At 47.9% G+C, this 15828-nt stretch carries 18 protein-coding genes; 7 read left to right on the top strand and 11 right to left on the bottom strand.

Features of this window, described 5'->3' with window-relative positions; translation table 11 throughout:
• From QMA35_RS09960 to mutM, 3 genes are all read right to left on the bottom strand, one after another.
• Positions 1-729: a hypothetical protein gene (locus QMA35_RS09960; RefSeq protein ID WP_281646999.1), complete on the bottom strand. Its 729-nt coding sequence runs from the start codon at positions 727-729 to the stop codon at positions 1-3.
• Between the two features lie 224 nt (positions 730-953).
• Positions 954-1286 carry a hypothetical protein gene (locus tag QMA35_RS09955; RefSeq protein ID WP_281646998.1) on the bottom strand — a complete coding sequence of 111 codons (333 nt, stop codon included), beginning with the start codon at positions 1284-1286 and terminating at the stop codon, positions 954-956.
• Positions 1287-1553: 267 nt separating this feature from the next.
• A complete protein-coding gene (gene mutM / locus QMA35_RS09950; protein ID WP_281646997.1) occupies positions 1554-2372 on the bottom strand; it encodes a bifunctional DNA-formamidopyrimidine glycosylase/DNA-(apurinic or apyrimidinic site) lyase in 819 nt (272 codons plus the stop codon).
• A gap of 628 nt (positions 2373-3000) precedes the next feature.
• On the opposite strand from mutM, the gene trpS reads away from it, so the two are divergent.
• From trpS to QMA35_RS09935, 3 genes are all read left to right on the top strand, one after another.
• On the top strand, positions 3001-4026 hold the full coding sequence (gene trpS / locus QMA35_RS09945; protein ID WP_281646996.1) for a tryptophan--tRNA ligase: 1026 nt from the start codon (positions 3001-3003) through the stop codon (positions 4024-4026).
• 99 nt (positions 4027-4125) lie between these two features.
• Positions 4126-4794, top strand: a complete 669-nt coding sequence (locus tag QMA35_RS09940) for a hypothetical protein (protein WP_281646995.1) — start codon at positions 4126-4128, stop codon at positions 4792-4794.
• 92 nt (positions 4795-4886) lie between these two features.
• Positions 4887-5372 (top strand): DUF1097 domain-containing protein, encoded by a 486-nt coding sequence (locus QMA35_RS09935; protein WP_281646994.1) that lies wholly within the window; start codon positions 4887-4889, stop codon positions 5370-5372.
• A gap of 89 nt (positions 5373-5461) precedes the next feature.
• On the opposite strand, the gene QMA35_RS09930 is transcribed toward QMA35_RS09935, so the two are convergent.
• Positions 5462-5794 (bottom strand): hypothetical protein, encoded by a 333-nt coding sequence (locus tag QMA35_RS09930; protein WP_281646993.1) that lies wholly within the window; start codon positions 5792-5794, stop codon positions 5462-5464.
• A gap of 103 nt (positions 5795-5897) precedes the next feature.
• On the opposite strand from QMA35_RS09930, the gene dbpA reads away from it, so the two are divergent.
• Positions 5898-7277: an ATP-dependent RNA helicase DbpA gene (gene dbpA / locus QMA35_RS09925; RefSeq protein WP_281646992.1), complete on the top strand. Its 1380-nt coding sequence runs from the start codon at positions 5898-5900 to the stop codon at positions 7275-7277.
• An 86-nt stretch (positions 7278-7363) separates the two neighbouring features.
• On the top strand, positions 7364-7585 hold the full coding sequence (locus tag QMA35_RS09920) for a DUF2835 family protein (RefSeq protein ID WP_281646991.1): 222 nt from the start codon (positions 7364-7366) through the stop codon (positions 7583-7585).
• Here the strand turns inward: QMA35_RS09920 and QMA35_RS09915 are convergent.
• A complete protein-coding gene (locus tag QMA35_RS09915; RefSeq protein ID WP_281646990.1) occupies positions 7569-8603 on the bottom strand; it encodes a phosphotransferase in 1035 nt (344 codons plus the stop codon). The two genes, QMA35_RS09920 and QMA35_RS09915, sit on opposite strands and share 17 nt — an antisense overlap.
• Positions 8604-8704: 101 nt before the next feature.
• Here QMA35_RS09915 and QMA35_RS09910 point away from each other — a divergent pair, with 101 nt between their 5' ends.
• The gene (locus tag QMA35_RS09910) at positions 8705-9631 is read left to right on the top strand and encodes a phospholipase A (protein WP_281646989.1); all 927 of its coding nucleotides are present in this window, start codon (positions 8705-8707) and stop codon (positions 9629-9631) included.
• 66 nt (positions 9632-9697) lie between these two features.
• Here QMA35_RS09910 and QMA35_RS09905 read toward each other — a convergent pair whose 3' ends face one another.
• From QMA35_RS09905 to QMA35_RS09885, 5 genes are all read right to left on the bottom strand, one after another.
• Positions 9698-9949: a YfhL family 4Fe-4S dicluster ferredoxin gene (locus QMA35_RS09905; RefSeq protein ID WP_281646988.1), complete on the bottom strand. Its 252-nt coding sequence runs from the start codon at positions 9947-9949 to the stop codon at positions 9698-9700.
• Between the two features lie 70 nt (positions 9950-10019).
• Positions 10020-10511, bottom strand: a complete 492-nt coding sequence (gene coaD / locus QMA35_RS09900) for a pantetheine-phosphate adenylyltransferase (RefSeq protein ID WP_281647023.1) — start codon at positions 10509-10511, stop codon at positions 10020-10022.
• Between the two features lie 118 nt (positions 10512-10629).
• Positions 10630-12240 carry a GMC family oxidoreductase gene (locus tag QMA35_RS09895; protein ID WP_281646987.1) on the bottom strand — a complete coding sequence of 537 codons (1611 nt, stop codon included), beginning with the start codon at positions 12238-12240 and terminating at the stop codon, positions 10630-10632.
• Between the two features lie 26 nt (positions 12241-12266).
• Positions 12267-12854 (bottom strand): twin-arginine translocation signal domain-containing protein, encoded by a 588-nt coding sequence (locus QMA35_RS09890; RefSeq protein ID WP_281646986.1) that lies wholly within the window; start codon positions 12852-12854, stop codon positions 12267-12269.
• A 172-nt stretch (positions 12855-13026) separates the two neighbouring features.
• A complete protein-coding gene (locus QMA35_RS09885) occupies positions 13027-14466 on the bottom strand; it encodes a coniferyl aldehyde dehydrogenase (protein ID WP_281646985.1) in 1440 nt (479 codons plus the stop codon).
• Positions 14467-14631: 165 nt separating this feature from the next.
• On the opposite strand from QMA35_RS09885, the gene QMA35_RS09880 reads away from it, so the two are divergent.
• The gene (locus tag QMA35_RS09880) at positions 14632-15294 is read left to right on the top strand and encodes a TetR/AcrR family transcriptional regulator (protein ID WP_281646984.1); all 663 of its coding nucleotides are present in this window, start codon (positions 14632-14634) and stop codon (positions 15292-15294) included.
• Between the two features lie 15 nt (positions 15295-15309).
• On the opposite strand, the gene QMA35_RS09875 is transcribed toward QMA35_RS09880, so the two are convergent.
• Entirely contained in the window at positions 15310-15654 is a 345-nt protein-coding gene (locus QMA35_RS09875) for a pilin (protein WP_281646983.1), read from the bottom strand.
• Between the last annotated feature and the right edge of the window lie 174 nt (positions 15655-15828).

The raw sequence follows: 15828 nt of genomic DNA, 5'->3' as shown, positions 1-15828 counted from the left end.
TTACCCTTGAGTCTGAGGCTCAACCCCAAACATATTGCGGTAAGCAATACCCATGGCAATGCTGGTCATGGGCAGAGTCCAGATCAGACCTAAACCAAGAGGAATAGACGCAATCAGGTTGATAATGCCCAGCAGCAGGAATAGGCCAAAAAAGCTGAACCAGCGGTGGGTAATGGCTTTTCGGGAGGTTTCCAGACTATCCCAAACTCCCATGTTCTTCTCTGCACACAGAGGGCCCGCAAACATATAAGCAAAAGAAAGGTAGATGCCGGGAAGAATCAGCAGTAGAAAACCTACCATGATGAAAACAGTTGCGACGATAGATAAACCAAGCAGCGGCAGGGTTTTGTGGAAATACTGGAGAGGCTCAGAGGCAGATATTGGCGACATGACTGAACGCTTTAAGCCCAACATAAACAACCCGACCATCAAAGGAGTACCGATGGCAGTAATCAGAACCTGGGTAAGAATGCCGAAAAGAGCCGAATCACCCAAGGCAAAAGTAGCGCCAACCATAATGGCGATTGCACCAATGTACACAGCAAATGCTATAGCATAGCCAATATGAATAGTGAGCTTGCTGCCTTTCGTTTTGCCCCAGGCTTCACTCAGAATTTCACTGACGGAAAAGTCATAATCACCTGCAAGGCCTTTTTCCACAGAACCGTACAGTTGTTCGCTGGATTCTACGACTTCCGATTCAGGAGCTTGATAAATGGAGGGTTCCATAGTTGCAATTCCTTTTACTGCGCATTCTTGTTTTTAAGGGGTATTTATCTATTTTTTGACTTATACGACCGTGGTTATATTTCCTGCGCAGTCAAAGAATACCTGTGAAACAGGAAAGCTCGCAAGCAATGGCAGGGGTTAATTTAAAAAGGATGAAAAAATGGAGGTTTTCAGCACTATCAGGAAAACAATAAAGCGTGATAGTGCTGAATAGTCAGAGAGAATTACAAACTTTCTTCACTTGGGAAAGAGCATCCCAGGCAGCGACGGAAGGTCGCATCAAAAGGCTTTTTTACCAGGGTATTCGCAGCACCCAGTAGATTACCACCGGCAGCAGAAAATGGAGAGCTGACTACGAAAACAGCACCACCAATAACAGTTGTTGCCAGCATCAGAGGACGCGCGATCAGCAGATCGCCGGTCATGGCAAAGAAACTGGGGTTTTCAGCCTGAGCCTGAGTTGGCCCTTTGGCAGCGAAAACTGGCGAAATGCCGAGAGCCAGAGCTGTAATTAAAGCCAAGGCTGCTTTTCTCAGGTTGATGATTCCCGTTGTCATAGTTATTAATCCTCCCGCGAATAGTCTTTTAACAACTATATCAGTTCTTGTCTGAGTTGCACCTTAAGGAGTCATAGCCAGAACACACCCAGATCATTATTACTGACAACTTTTGATACATGGTGTGAATAAGGGGGCTAAGAGTTCTTGGATTATAAAGGTGGAAGCCTGTGGCAATGGCGGCTTTCAGCGCCACCCGAAGGGCATTGCCGAGTTCGATGCCTAATTGAGAATGCCCCCTGGTCCAAGTAACGGCTTAAGAGAAAGTTAATATTTCTGGCATTGAGGGCAGAAGCATGTGCTGCGGTTATTCAGGCGAGTTTCCCGAATGGTTGTGCCGCATTCTTTACAGAACTCTCCGGCTCGGCCATACATGGAGAGTTCAATGGCGAAGTATCCGGGTTTGCCATCACCACCCACAAAATCTTTCAACGTTGTACCACCAACCTCTATAGCTCGTGCCAGAACTGTCTTGATGGCATCTGCCAGCACATTGTAACGTTTACGGGAAATTTGCCCACAGGCTCGATCTGGGCGGATACCAGCCATAAACAATGCCTCGTTAGCGTATATATTTCCCACTCCAACAACATTATGGTTATCCATAATGAAGGTTTTCACGGCCTGTTTGCGTTTGCGGGAACGATTGAAAAGAAGTTCGCCGTTAAACTGTTCTGACAGCGGCTCAGGTCCAAGCCTGGAAAGTAATTCGTGATGTTCAAGAGGCTGGTCGGTCCAAACCATGGCGCCAAAGCGGCGTGGATCTGTCAATCGAAGCAGCTTGTTGTTTTCGAAAACAATGTCCACATGATCATGTTTTTCGGCAGGTGTTCCAGCCGGAAGGATTCGCATGGAGCCAGACATACCAAGGTGGCCAATTAATGTTCCACCGGGAAAATGTAGCAGAAGATATTTGGCTCGACGTTCAATAGCTCTGAGGGTTTGACCTTCTAACAACTGTGGCAGGTCTAACCTTACAGGCCAGCGCAACCGTGGTTGGCGAACAATAACCTCTTCAACCTGATGGCCTGTAATGTGTGGCGATATGCCACGGCGGGTGGTTTCGACTTCTGGTAATTCTGGCATCGTATTTTGAATCGAAATTTTTGTCGTAACCCTATCACATCATGCTGGTTGAGGGTTCTCACCAGTGTGCTTTTCAGCGGGTTTCATGGAAAGTAGCGCAAACATGCCGGTAAGGCTCAATACCCAAATACAAATAGGGCCACCCTGGCATGGAAGCCGTCGTTGAATGGGAAGCCGTCGCTGAGCCATTGAGCAATAGCAGGCGATGGGGTTGAAATTAAGCATTGGAATAGCCCCCAGGTTCCGGCGATAGCTGTGCAACGGAGGTGAACCGGAAGCAGGACATTAATTCTCGTACTTTCGCAAAGCTTTGTTTACCGAGCAGCGTGTTCTCGTTTTTCGATGTATCTCCCGAGAAAGTCATGGTGGAATGAGCTGATGATGAGCTCTGAGAACCTCTGATCCTCATGTTATATGATATTGTCAAATCTCCTGTTTATGCATGCTGAATTCTGAAAAGAGCACAGATATTCAGATTGGAGATAAATCTGATTTATCCTGAGGGCTAACCTTCCTGTTAGATCGTCGGGTTACGGTTGCCGTAAGCTATAGGTTCCTTATAATCCTGAACCTTTGCAGGCCTGAGTAAATCCATGCTCTGCGCCGATACTGAAACAGACGGTTCTCCATGAGCATGATCTCCAAACAAGCCAAGACCCTGACCGGCATCAAGCCTACCGGTACACCCCATCTGGGCAACTATGTTGGTGCTATCCGGCCGGCCATTGAAGAAAGTCGTCGGGACGATATCAAGTCCTATTATTTTCTGGCTGACTACCACACGATTATTGGTGTCTGGGATCCTGAACTTCTGCAGGACTCTACTCGTCAGGTTGCCGCTACCTGGCTGGCTTTGGGGCTGGATACTGACCGTTCGACTTTCTACCGTCAGTCCGATATCCCTGAGATTCCTGAGTTGTGCTGGATGCTCAACTGCATGGCCGCTAAGGGATTGATGAACCGTGCTCATGCTTATAAAGCTTCCATGGATGCAAATGTTGCCGAAGGCAATGATCCAGACAAGGGCGTAACCATGGGCTTGTTCAGTTATCCTGTGCTGATGGCTGCGGACATTCTGATGTTCAACGCTAACCGTGTACCGGTTGGTCGTGATCAAGTTCAACATATTGAGATGGCCCGTGATATCGCATCCCGTTTCAACCATATCTATAAGGGCGAACACTTTGTGATGCCTGAAGCTGTGGTGGGTGAAAACTCTGCAGTTCTGAGTGGTCTTGACGGACGTAAGATGAGCAAGAGCTACGGTAATGTTATTCCCTTGTTCTGCCCTGAAAAGAAATTCCGCAAGTACATCATGAAGGTTGTGACCAATAGCCTCGAGCCGGGTGAACCTAAAGATCCTGAGAATTGCAGCCTGTTCCAGATCTTCTCTGCTTTTGCCAAAGATGAAACTGAGATCGCAGCCAAGCGCAAACAATATGAAGATGGTGCAGGATGGGGCGTTCTGAAGCAGGAACTGTTCGAATACCTGAATGAAGAGTTGAAAGGTCCTCGTGAAGAGTATGATCGCCTGATTGCAGACCCGGCCTTTATTGAGGCAGAGCTGAAGAAAGGTGCAAGCAAGGCTCGTGAAGAGTCAGTGCCGTTCCTCCAGCAGTTACGTGAAGCGGTAGGCTTTCGTTCACTGGCATAAGTCGGAAAGGTTTTAGAAACCGGGCCTGGTTCTACAGCTGTAGGATGGGTGCCCGGTTTTTTTATACTTCATATTTGGAAGCAAAGCTGGAGAATAATTATGAACACAGCACCACTGCAATTTCTGGAGAACCGGTCACAGGAGGGAAGTAAAACCTGTGTCATATTATTCCATGGTTATGGGGCTTCCATGGCAGACTTGTATGGTATTTCTGATTACCTTGATCCGGAAAAAAGCTGTGACTGGTTCTTTCCTGATGGTTGGTTAACGGCTGAAGGTGGAGGGCGAGCGTGGTTTCCTATTGATATGGCTGAATTTCAGATGGCCATGATGACGGGAACGCCAAGGAATCTGAAAGACAAAAATTCTGAAGAGTTTCAAAAATCTATTGAGCTGGGTAAGCAGTTTATTGAGCGGCTTTTGCCGGAATACGACAATGCCATTGTTGGTGGTTTTTCTCAGGGAGCTATGATCGGCTCCCATATCGCGCCACAGCTCAGTGACCGTATAAAAGGACTCTGGTTGTTTTCCGGAAACCTGATAGCAGAAACTGCGCTGGACTCCTTGTTGAACACCTCCCGACCTCTGGCGTTACTACAGTCTCACGGGCGACAGGACCCTGTTCTTGGGTTTGAGTATGGCCATAGTTTGTATAAAAAACTTTTGGATAACGGCTATTCCGGAGAATTTGTGGCTTTTGATGGGCAGCATGAGATTCCTCCTGTTGTATTGGAAAAAGCAAAGGCAGCATTGGAGTTGTGTAAGTAAATTGCGAACCCTGCGTATGCAAGCGCTTATTGCTGACATGAGAGATGAACGATAAAACGGTCGTTTAATAAGCAGAATGATTTTTAACCGCTATGTCTGTTCTTTTTGCAATTGCTTTAACCACAGGAATACTCTCCGGGATTTGGGGCTGGGTTTCCATTTCTTTGGGTTTGCTCACATGGGCTGGATTTCTTGGCTGTACAACCTATTTCGCTTCACCTGTTGATGGCGTGAAAGGGCTTGGTTTAAGTATTCTGACCAACTTGAGCGGTGTGTTCTGGGCGGTTGTTATTATAGAGCTGTCCTCTGTCATGAATCTTGAAGTTCTTGGGTATGTTGTCACCGCGGCAGTGTCTTTCATGATGTGCATTCAGGCAAAGAAAAGCTGGCTTAGCTTTATTCCTGGAACATTTATTGGATCTTGTGCGACCTTTGCAGCAGATGGAAACTGGAAACTGGTGATACCTTCCCTGCTGGTGGGAGCTCTGTTTGGTTATCTGATGAAAGCTTCTGGCCTGTGGTTGCACGCTTTGCAGAGAAAGAAGAGTGAGCAGCCTGGGTCAATAGTTACCTCTTGAGGCTTTATAAACCAGTTTCTTCTCAACTCACTTGCGTGTTCTCTCGATAAGGCCTGATCCTGAGTTCTTTGGACAATGAAATACCCGGTTTATGTAACCGGGTATTTTTGTTTGAGGGCGCCAGAGGTATAGCTGATCAGAAGGGTGAATATCATTACAGCCCCCAGAATACATGCCATTCGAATCCAGTCCTGCTCAAAGTGCATGCGTGTATAGATAAGCCGGTAAGTTGTCGGCAGCCATACCAGAAATGTACCTGCAACCAATCCAATCTGCAGCAGAGATACGGTCCAGGTTCGTTTAAAAAACAAAAGGCAGGGAGCGAGCGCTATAGCTATTGCCGCGAGGTGACTGCCAAAACGAAGAAAGTGAGCGCCCAGTGTCAGGTAGGCAAGAGACAGCAAAACAATGCGCCACCACATAAAAAATCCTTAGAAAACGTATTTCCGTCGGATGATACAGGATTTACTGCAGCGGCAGAGCTGTTACCATTGCCCGCCTTATTGACCTGCCTGACCAACCATCATGTCTGACTCCCGCTTTTCTACTCTGGCCTTGTCCAGAGAAATGCTTGCCAATCTGGAATCCCTTGGGTATCAGACCATGACGCCTATTCAGGAACAGAGTGTTCCCCATATCCTGAAGGGAAAAGACCTTATCGCCCGGGCTAAAACCGGCAGTGGTAAAACAGCTGCATTTGGTATCGGCCTGCTGTCTCGTCTGAATGTTCGAAAGTACCGTGTACAGACTCTGGTGCTATGTCCAACCCGTGAGCTGGCAGACCAGGTAGGAAAGGAACTGCGTCGCCTGGCGCGTTTTACCCATAATATCAAAGTGCTGACTCTTTGCGGTGGTATGCCCTTTGGACCGCAAATTGGCTCTCTGGAGCATGGTGCCCACATTGTTGTGGGAACACCGGGGCGTGTGCAGGAACATGCTCGCAAAGGTACCCTGAAACTGGACGATATTACGACCCTGGTACTGGATGAAGCGGATCGTATGCTGGATATGGGTTTCCGCGATGCCATCTCTGATCTTGCCAGCCAAACGCCATCCAATCGTCAGACATTGCTATTTTCTGCGACCTACCCGGAAGGTATTCAGGAAATCAGCCGTGAGTTTCAGAAGAAGCCCGTTGAAGTGAGTGTGGAATCTCACCATGACGATTCCGTGATAGAGCAGCGCTTTTTCCTTACATCTCGTTCAGGGCGTCGTGATGCTCTGGTAAAACTGATGCGTCATTATCAGCCTGAATCTGCCGTAGTGTTCTGCAATACCAAGGTTGAGTGTCAGGATGTTGCTGATGCATTGTGCGATGAAGGTTTTCACGCTCAGGCGATTCACGGGGATCTTGATCAGCGGGATCGTGATCAGGTTCTGGTTCAGTTTTCCAACAAAAGCAGCTCAGTGCTGGTGGCGACGGACGTGGCAGCTCGTGGTCTGGATATCAAAGACCTGCAAGCGGTGATTAACTATGAAGTTACCCGTGATGCTGAAGTGCATGTTCACCGTATTGGTCGTACCGGGCGTGCAGGTAACAAAGGGCTGGCACTGAGTCTTTATACAGACAAAGAACAGTACAAGATTGAAGACATAGAAGCGTACCAGATGCGCCCGGTTGAATACGGCACTCTGGCTGAGCTAAAGGAACAGGAGGTTGAGATTCTTCCTCCTATGGTTACCTTGAACATTGATGGCGGGCGAAAAAATAAAGTACGCCCTGGTGATATCCTTGGTGCTCTGACCGGAGATGCGGGTATACCAGGGAAGCATGTTGGCAAGATTGATATCTTTGATTATCGAGCTTATGTAGCGATTGATCGTTCCGTTGCGAACCGGGCTTTGAAGTGCCTCCAAAGCGGCAAGATCAAGGGCAGACAGTTTAGAGTAAGAAAATTGCGTTAATTTTCAAATGGTTACTGGTTTTCTATTATTAATGGGTGGCCACCAAAAAGAGTGGCTGTTGGATGACCAGTTAGCAGGGATGTTGCATGCGTAAGTCGATTGTTTCCATCAACCTCAACTCGGACCAGGTTCTTCAGTTTTACAAGAGACAGAAAGAGCGGGTGCGAGCTGTTGCGGATGACGGTACCAGTATCAGTCTGCCCTTTGATATCATTGCCCAGTTTGTAAGCCATCATGGTATTTATGGTCGATTCGAGATCAGCTACGACAGCTCTGGTAAGTTCAAAGGCATCAGGCGGGTAGGCTAATCAACTCACTGAATTGCAGCAGGTTTTTCAAGCGATCTTTCCATAGTAATTCATCACATCCTCTCTCCCTGTCTGCCAGCACATGGTAAAGCTGGCAGATGGAAAGCCAGGCAAACTCTTCCTTAAACTCATCGAACGGCGTTCCCAGGCCTGCGTGGAGGTGATAAGTCTTCAGGCATCTCTCAGTATCAGGAAAGTTTCCGGTAGAAAGCAGAGTAACAAGATCCCAGGTTGGGCTATGGAGGGTCGCCAAATCAAAATCAAAAAGCAGAGGCTCTTGCTGGGTGTTGTGGGGCATCCAGAAATGGTGAAGAAAGCAATCTCCGTGGCAGATTGTAAGTCCTTGCTTACTCTTTAACCTTTTTCGTAGAGATGTTTTCCAATAGTGAACGGCCAGCGGTAGAAGCTGCTTTAGTTGTTGGTGATCTTCTGGCGGGAGTATGCGTTCGGGGAATTCTGCTACAAGTTCGCTGCAGAGAGTCACATATTCCAGTAAAGGTCTGGGCAGATCCCGATATCGCCCAACTCCCAGATAATCGGCGTGCTCAACCAGTGGCTCCATAGCTTTATGGAAAGCTGTCAGCGCTTTAATCACTGTTGTTTGCAAGGAGTGACTGATGCGTGAGCCGGTAAATGTTTGCACTGTGTTAAAGAGTTGGCGGTGAGTGTCTGTTTGGTCAGGCATGATCAAAAAGCTGGTTTCGTCTTCGAGAATGCCGAAGGCGAGTACCGGGGTGGTTGGTACATCGCTGCCTGCTTTTATAGTTTGATGAAAAATCACTTCGTGCTCCCCACTGCCGGCAGGGGAAAGCTTGAGAACCAGTCGTTGATGATCTTTGGTTGTGGTAATGGTGAGTTTCCCAATCCAGGAGCTGTGTTCCCCTTCTATCTCCTCAAGCTCACACTGCGTGATGGACGCTGTTGGGAGATTAAGAAAGTAGCCAAGCTCTTCGCATTGATTAGCAATTTCTCGGAGAAATGTCGGGCTACTAAACAGATTTATTAAATGTGAATGCACGATCCCTGTGCTCCGGGTAACAGAATACATTCAGATTAGCCCCATATTTGAAACCTGTGACTATTCTCTAAGGCTCTATCTGCAAAGTTCTGTTTGCTGTTATGACAACTGCGCGATCACTTTTGGTATTACCTGCATTGCTTGGTTTGTCTTCTTGGGCATTGTGTGAAGAGTCGGCTAGTCAGTTATCAAAACCCGAACAGGAACATCTGTCTCCGATTGATATTCGGATGCGGCAACAGGAGCGAACAGAAAATAAGGATTTTGTAATTACTCCGCTTGATCGCAACTATATTCTTCCTGTGTCGTACAAGAGCAAGCCTTATGTCAGACCCTATGAGCGATTTGATATTAAAAACCGGGATCTGGATAACGTGGAGGTTAAGTTTCAGATCAGCATTGCTATTCCGCTTATGCAGGATATATGGGGGATGGCCGATCTGAAGGCTGGCTACACTATGACAGCCTGGTGGCAGGCTTATAACAGGGATATCTCCAGCCCATTCCGGGAAACAAATCACCAGCCAGAAGCTCTCCTGAGTTTTCCCATGAATAAGCCCGCTCTTGGGGCACATCTGCGGATGATCGATACGGGTATCGTCCACCAGTCTAACGGGCAGACAGGGGAACTATCGCGAAGCTGGAACAGAATCTATATGGAATTTGTTTTTGAAAAGGATAACTTTGCCTGGGCAATAAAACCCTGGTACCGGATTCCAGAAGATAAAAAGGAAGCACCGGATGACCTCAAGGGCGATGACAACCCGGATATCTGGAAATATATGGGATACGGAGAGCTGCTTGCCAGTTATAAATGGGGGGAGCACAACTTTGGCATGTTGTTTCGCAATAATCTCAGAAGTTGGGATAAAAATAAGGGAGCGGTTCAGCTGGACTGGTCATTTCCCTTCTGGGGACGACTGCGCGGCTATGTGCAGTATTTTAATGGCTACGGTGAAAGTCTGATTGATTATAATGCCAGTTCTAACCGGATCAGCCTCGGAATACTTCTAACAGATTGGCTTTAGTTGCGAATCGATTATTGAGAGCGCCTCTGGTAAAAAGCCGCCTGGGCAGGCGGCTTTCGCATATCATCAGGCGTTGCCAGTGATGATATTGTACTTTTCCATCAAATCTTCCTGAGTTTCTTCGTGCTCAGGATCTTTTGGAATGCAGTCTACAGGGCAAACCATCTGGCACTGTGGCTCGTCGTAATGACCAACACACTCTGTACACAGGGTAGGATCAATTTCGTAGATCTCTTCACCTGGAGAGATTGCGCTGTTCGGGCATTCAGGTTCGCAGACGTCGCAGTTAATGCAGTCGTCAGTAATCTTCAGGGCCATATAATACTCTTTTAAAACTTATCGGCTCAGAGCTTTATGTGCGCTCAGGGCTTTATGTGCGCTCAGGGCTTTATGCGCGCTCAGGGCTGCCAAATTTCACTTTCAGAGCTTGTTCCACTTCTGGAGAAACAAACTTGGAAATGTCACCATGCAGTGAGGCAATTTCCCGCACCAAAGTAGAAGAAATATAAGAGAATGCTTCTGCAGGTGTCAGGAACAGGCTTTCTACACTCGGAGCCAGAACCCGGTTCATGTTAGCCAGCTGGAATTCGTACTCGAAATCCGATACTGCACGCAAGCCCCGCAGAATAACCCCGGCGCCAACATCTTTGGTGAAATCAGCCAGCAGGTTACTGAACCCCTGAACTTCCACATTATCCAGATGGACGGTTGCTTTTTCTGCAAGATCCACACGTTCTACAAGATCAAACAAAGGTTTTTTCTTGGGGCTTTCGGCAACCGCAATAATCACCCGATCAAACAACAGGGAAGCCCGCTCTACAAGATCGCAATGCCCCCGGGTAATCGGATCGAATGTTCCCGGGTAGATAACTGTTCTCATCAAGGCTTTCAAGTCCTCTCGTTCACTTACTACTGAGGTTGGCATAAACACTGGCAAAGCCAGCGATGCTAACCAACCCTAGGCTTATGCACAAGGCCATCTGTCTGCGTATTACCAGTTAAGTTCTGGTAATTACCGGTGATCCAAGCCTTTCGGCCAGGTTCGTAGCCATTCGTGCCGCTTGACCATAGACCGAGAGTTGCGGGTTAGCACCGATGCTGGTGGGGAACACCGAACCGTCGATAACTGAAAGATTATCCATCTGATGATGTTCACCGAGGCTATTTACAACAGAGCGTTTCTGGTCTTCTCCCATTGGGCAGCCACCCATCACATGGGCACAGCCTATCAGGGTATCGTACTCTCTGAGGTTTAGATCACTGATGCCAGCTTTGGCCTCTTTCCAGCTCTTGTAGTGAGGAGCGCCGTAGTGGTGGGGACGAACTGTGCTGGCTCCGGCGGCAAACTGGATTTCTGCCATAGACAACATCGCACGACGCATACCATCCCACAGATATTCATTCATTCTGTAATCGAGAACCGGGCTACCATCATTGCGAATCTCAACCCGACCACCCTGGCTTTGCTCATGGAAACCATCTCTGAGCAGAGCGAGAGTCACGTTCATATATGGAAGCTTGCTCATATTGTCAGCCAGATCTTCGCTTCTGGCCCGGAACAGTGCTGCTGCCAGTTTTGGTTGCAGAGGCGGCACTTCCAGCTTGTAGCCGATTGGGCCGGTTACACCATCTTTCCATTGAAAGTGGTCACTATGAACTGACTGTGGAGCGCCATGATAACCATCTATTTTTTCTGGCATTATGGCGGTTGTCATGGGAACCGGGTGCAGGAAGGTGCGTTTGCCAACAATATTATAAGGGTCCGGTATTGCGGAACGCATCAAAACAGCTGGGCTGTTGATTGATCCACCAGAAAGCACAACATGTTTGGCTTTAACGGTAATGGTTTTCCCTGTTGGTTTGACGCAGGTTTCATCCATAGCCTGACAGACAACACCGCTTACCTTGCCATTCTTATGCCGGAGGTAGTGAGCGCGGGCAAGGAATAGCAGTTCCGCATTGCGCTGCAGGGCTCCTGGAATGGTTGTCACCAGCATAGATTGCTTGGCGTTAGTCGGGCAACCTGTTCCGCAATATCCAAGATTCCAGCAACCGGAAATATTACGAGGAATCATCTTCCATTCGTAACCCAGAGCATCACAACCCTTTTGCAGAACACTGTTGTTGGCATTGGGGGGGATTTCCCAGATATGAACATTCAAACGTTCTTCCCGGTCAGCAAACCAGGGAGCCATCTCGTTTACCGATGTGCCTTTTACGCCAAACTCAGATGTCCAGTAATCCAAGGTCGGCTCAGGAGTTCGGAAGCTGGATGTCCAGTTGATGGTTGTTGAACCACCGACACTGCGACCTTGCAGAATAGTAATGGCTTCATCTTTACTCAATCGTCCAACCGCTTCCTGATAAAGCGTTGCGTAGGCTTCCCGCTCATCCATGTTGAAATCGTTGGATGATTTCAGCGGACCTTCCTCAATCATGACAACCCTGAAACCGGCCATTGCCAGAATTTCAGCTGTGGTTCCGCCACCGGCACCTGTGCCAACTATGGCAACATCAGCTTCCAGAGTTGTGTCCTTCTCAAAGCGTGATGCATTATGAACCTTCCAGCCACTGGCCACGCCTTCGGCAAACAGATCTTTAATAGCCATAAATTCCCCGCTGAATACGACAGCAATCAGTAGTTATTAGGTTTTGTAATCAGAACGCTCGTGTAAGGTGCCCCAGGGTAATCGGAGTGTTCAAAAGATTCCGGCATTCCATACCATGACATAGACGTCAGCTGTACAAGGGAGGCATGAGCCATACGGTTGAGATAGAGGCGACTGTGCTGCCAGCGATTCAGAAAGGCGTAAACTTCCTCGGTGGTTAGGTTATCCCAATCTTTCCAGACTCCTGTTGCGAGCCCTTTGGTCAGAGGCATAGTGGCCACATCGAACAGCAGTCGGAGAATTTTTTGCAGCTCCGGAGACAGTTTGGCACTGTGTTTATCCAGATCTCTGACGCCAAGCATTAAGATTTCTTCGCTGGGAATAGCATTACCGATGATCCCCCTAAAAAGAGCCCTTATAAATGGGATATCAGTGTCTGCAAAAAACAGATACCCACTGGCTTTAGGGGCAGGCGTTGAACCAGCAAGAGAAAGAGCCGCGCCCGCGGTGGAGAGAATCGCGCCGCCAACCAGACCGGTTTTCAGAAAGGTGCGCCTGTTCAAGGCGGGGTTGAAACCGCCTGGAGACTTCTCAGCAGAGGTATTTTTATTCATATTTATTATCTTCCTGATGACCCGTGTATAGCTGACTAAACACAGTGGCTCGATCCAGGCTTTCTGCTCGTCAAAAAGAGGCCGCAGCCTTTGAACAGAACATAATCTCAAAGGTTTGCGGCATCCGGCAGGGCTTTTTTCGTGTTTTTCCCGTCCTTTTCAGCACAAAGCCTTATCGAACGAATAATTTGAATACGATTTTGCCCAGTAAGCCGCCATAAGGAGGATACATAAACTTGGCTGCGTTAAATTTGCCTTTCACCAGCGTGCCTTTGGCTTTGGTGAAGGTCAGGAAACCTTCATGACCATGGTAATGGCCCATACCGGAAGGCCCGATACCACCAAATGGCATATCGTCTACCGCAACATGAAGCAGAGTTTCGTTAATGCAGGCACCGCCAGAATGCGTTCCCTCCATAACCTTTGATTGGCACTGACTATTATGACTGAACAGGTACAGAGCCAGCGGGCGAGGCCTGTCGTTTATGTAAGACAGGGCTTCGTCCATTGAATCGTAAGGTACGACTGGCATGACTGGTCCAAAGATTTCATCCTGCATCACGGCCAAGTCTTCCCTGGCATCGGTAATAATATGCAGAGGCATACGACGACTGCCGTCGTCAATATTCTCTTCACCAATTATGTGAATACCTGCGCCACTTTCTCTAGCGTCATCAACCAGCTTGTTCAGTCGTTGATACTGACGGTCATTGACTATGCTGGTGTAATCGCTGTTGTTGGAAAGCTTGGGATACATTCTGTTGAAGACTTTGCGGTAGGCCTCGATAAAGGCTTCCTGCTTGTTTCTTGGGCAAAGGATGTAATCAGGAGCAACGCAGGTTTGACCAGCGTTAAATGATTTACCAAAACAGATACGTTCTGCGGCTTCTTCCAGATCAACGTCATCGGCAACAATGGCTGGAGATTTACCGCCCAGCTCCAGAGTCACAGGAGTCAGGTTTTCTGCGGCGGCGCGCATAACAATACGGCCAACTTGGGTAGAACCTGTAAACAGCAGATGATCAAAAGGAAGCTTGCTAAAGTCTGCAGCAACACCAGCGTCACCATTAACAACGCAGATCAGGTCTTCCGGGAAGTTGTCTTTCATCAGTTTGGCAAACAGGTCTGCCGTTGATGGTGTAAATTCAGACATTTTCACCATCACCCGATTGCCGGCAGCCAGTGCGCCAATCATTGGCAGTACTGCAAGCTGAACCGGGTAGTTCCAAGGCACCATAATGCCAACAACGCCTAATGGCTGGTAATGCACAACAGCTTTGGCTGGCTGGAGATGCTGGCCAACATGGCGTTTGCTTGGCTTCATCCATTTGCCGAGTTTTTTGCAGGTGTAGTTGATGTCCTGGGCAATAGGCATCAATTCGGCGAGCTGAGTTTCTTCAGGGGAGCGACCAGCAAAATCATCACTGATGGCTTTGATGATGGCACCTTGGTTGTCCAGCATAACCTTCTTGAGTTTTTGCAGATTGCGAATGCGGTCTGCTTTTGAAGGCATGGGATTAGCCCGGTAGGCTTTTTGTTGCTTTTCCAGTAAAGGACGCAGGGAATCTTTTGTCTCTTGGGCGGCAGTCATGGTTTCAACGGCGGTAGCCATAAACATTTCCTCCGGTTATGACCGCCAATGTAGTTGGAAAACTGCGACTGGGAAGGCGGTATGAGTATTGTTGTTCTTATATTCACTTTGTCGGATAATTTAGAGTAGTAACTCTAAAATGTAAACGGATAATGCTTCGGCAAATCCGTATAAGTGAAAATAAGTATGGCGACAGGCAAGGCCGGAAAAACAAGGGCCCGCATTCTGGAAGCGGCCAGAGGGCTTTTTAACTCTCAAGGCGAAAGGCTGGTATCAACAAATCATATTGCGGCGGCTCTTGATATGTCTCCGGGCAATCTGTATTACCACTTTCGCAATAAGGGAGAGATTGTGCAGGCGCTGTTTGGTGAGCTTTCCCTTGAGTCTGTGAAAATTCTCTCCTTTGATTCTGAAAAACCGTTCACCATAGAAGATAAAAGACAGCTGTTGGAAGATGTGGTGCAACTTATGTGGCACTATCGCTTTGTTTACAAAGACATTGAGTATCTGCTTACAGAGAATGAGCAGCTCAAAAATGGCATGCTGGAGCTCTCACAAAGCGTCATTCTTCATATGAAAAAGCTATATCAGTTGATGGTTGCGGCTGGTATTTTCTGTGACATGGATGGTAAGGACAGGGAGGCTCTTATCTTCAATTCCTGGATGGTGTTGGTGTCCTGGGTTGGATTTGTGGGAGCTACCATTGCTTCTCGCAGTGACGGAGAGTTTTCCAGAAATACCATTCGCAGAGGTATCTATCAGGTGCTCATGCTGGATAAAAGCTATGTGATGCCTGCGCATAGGGAGGCTTTCCAGCAACTGCTTGATGACTATTATGTCGAGGTTTAAATGCTGACTTAGTGGTTACTCAATAAGCAAACCGTCACTGCTCACATCAACCCCACCCACATGAATGGTTACTGTGCTAGTGACATAATTGCTGCGGCACTCTGCTGGCAGGTATTTTTCAGGAAGCCTCAGGCTGGTTTCGTTGTGATACCCGCAGAGCCACTCAATAGAGCCATTGCTAATGGTTGGAAACATCACTACTCGTGATGCAACGGGGGCATCACTGGGAGCTCTATCCGGATTGATAATAGCGGCAAGATGGAAGGGAGAATTGGTTAGGGTTGTTGGCCAGCAGCGCATCTTATCCATGGACTCTGTACCGTTTAAAACAGTAACGTCCTGTGAGCTGCAGTCATCCACACAAACACTTTGACAGAAACCACTGATTGAACCGTTTACCGAGTAATATTCAGTAGCATCACCTGCCACTTCCTCTAGCAGCCTGTCGGACTTAAAACGTCAATCAAGATAGAATCGAACATCCAGTTGCAGTGGCGTCAAGCTCTATGAATAAATGGATATTCAAACCCGTTG

This window comes from Parendozoicomonas sp. Alg238-R29, from assembly GCF_947331445.1.
Classification (GTDB): domain Bacteria; phylum Pseudomonadota; class Gammaproteobacteria; order Pseudomonadales; family Endozoicomonadaceae; genus Sansalvadorimonas.
The sequence above is the reverse complement of the archived record's forward strand: the minus strand, read 5'-3'. Positions and strand labels throughout refer to the sequence as shown.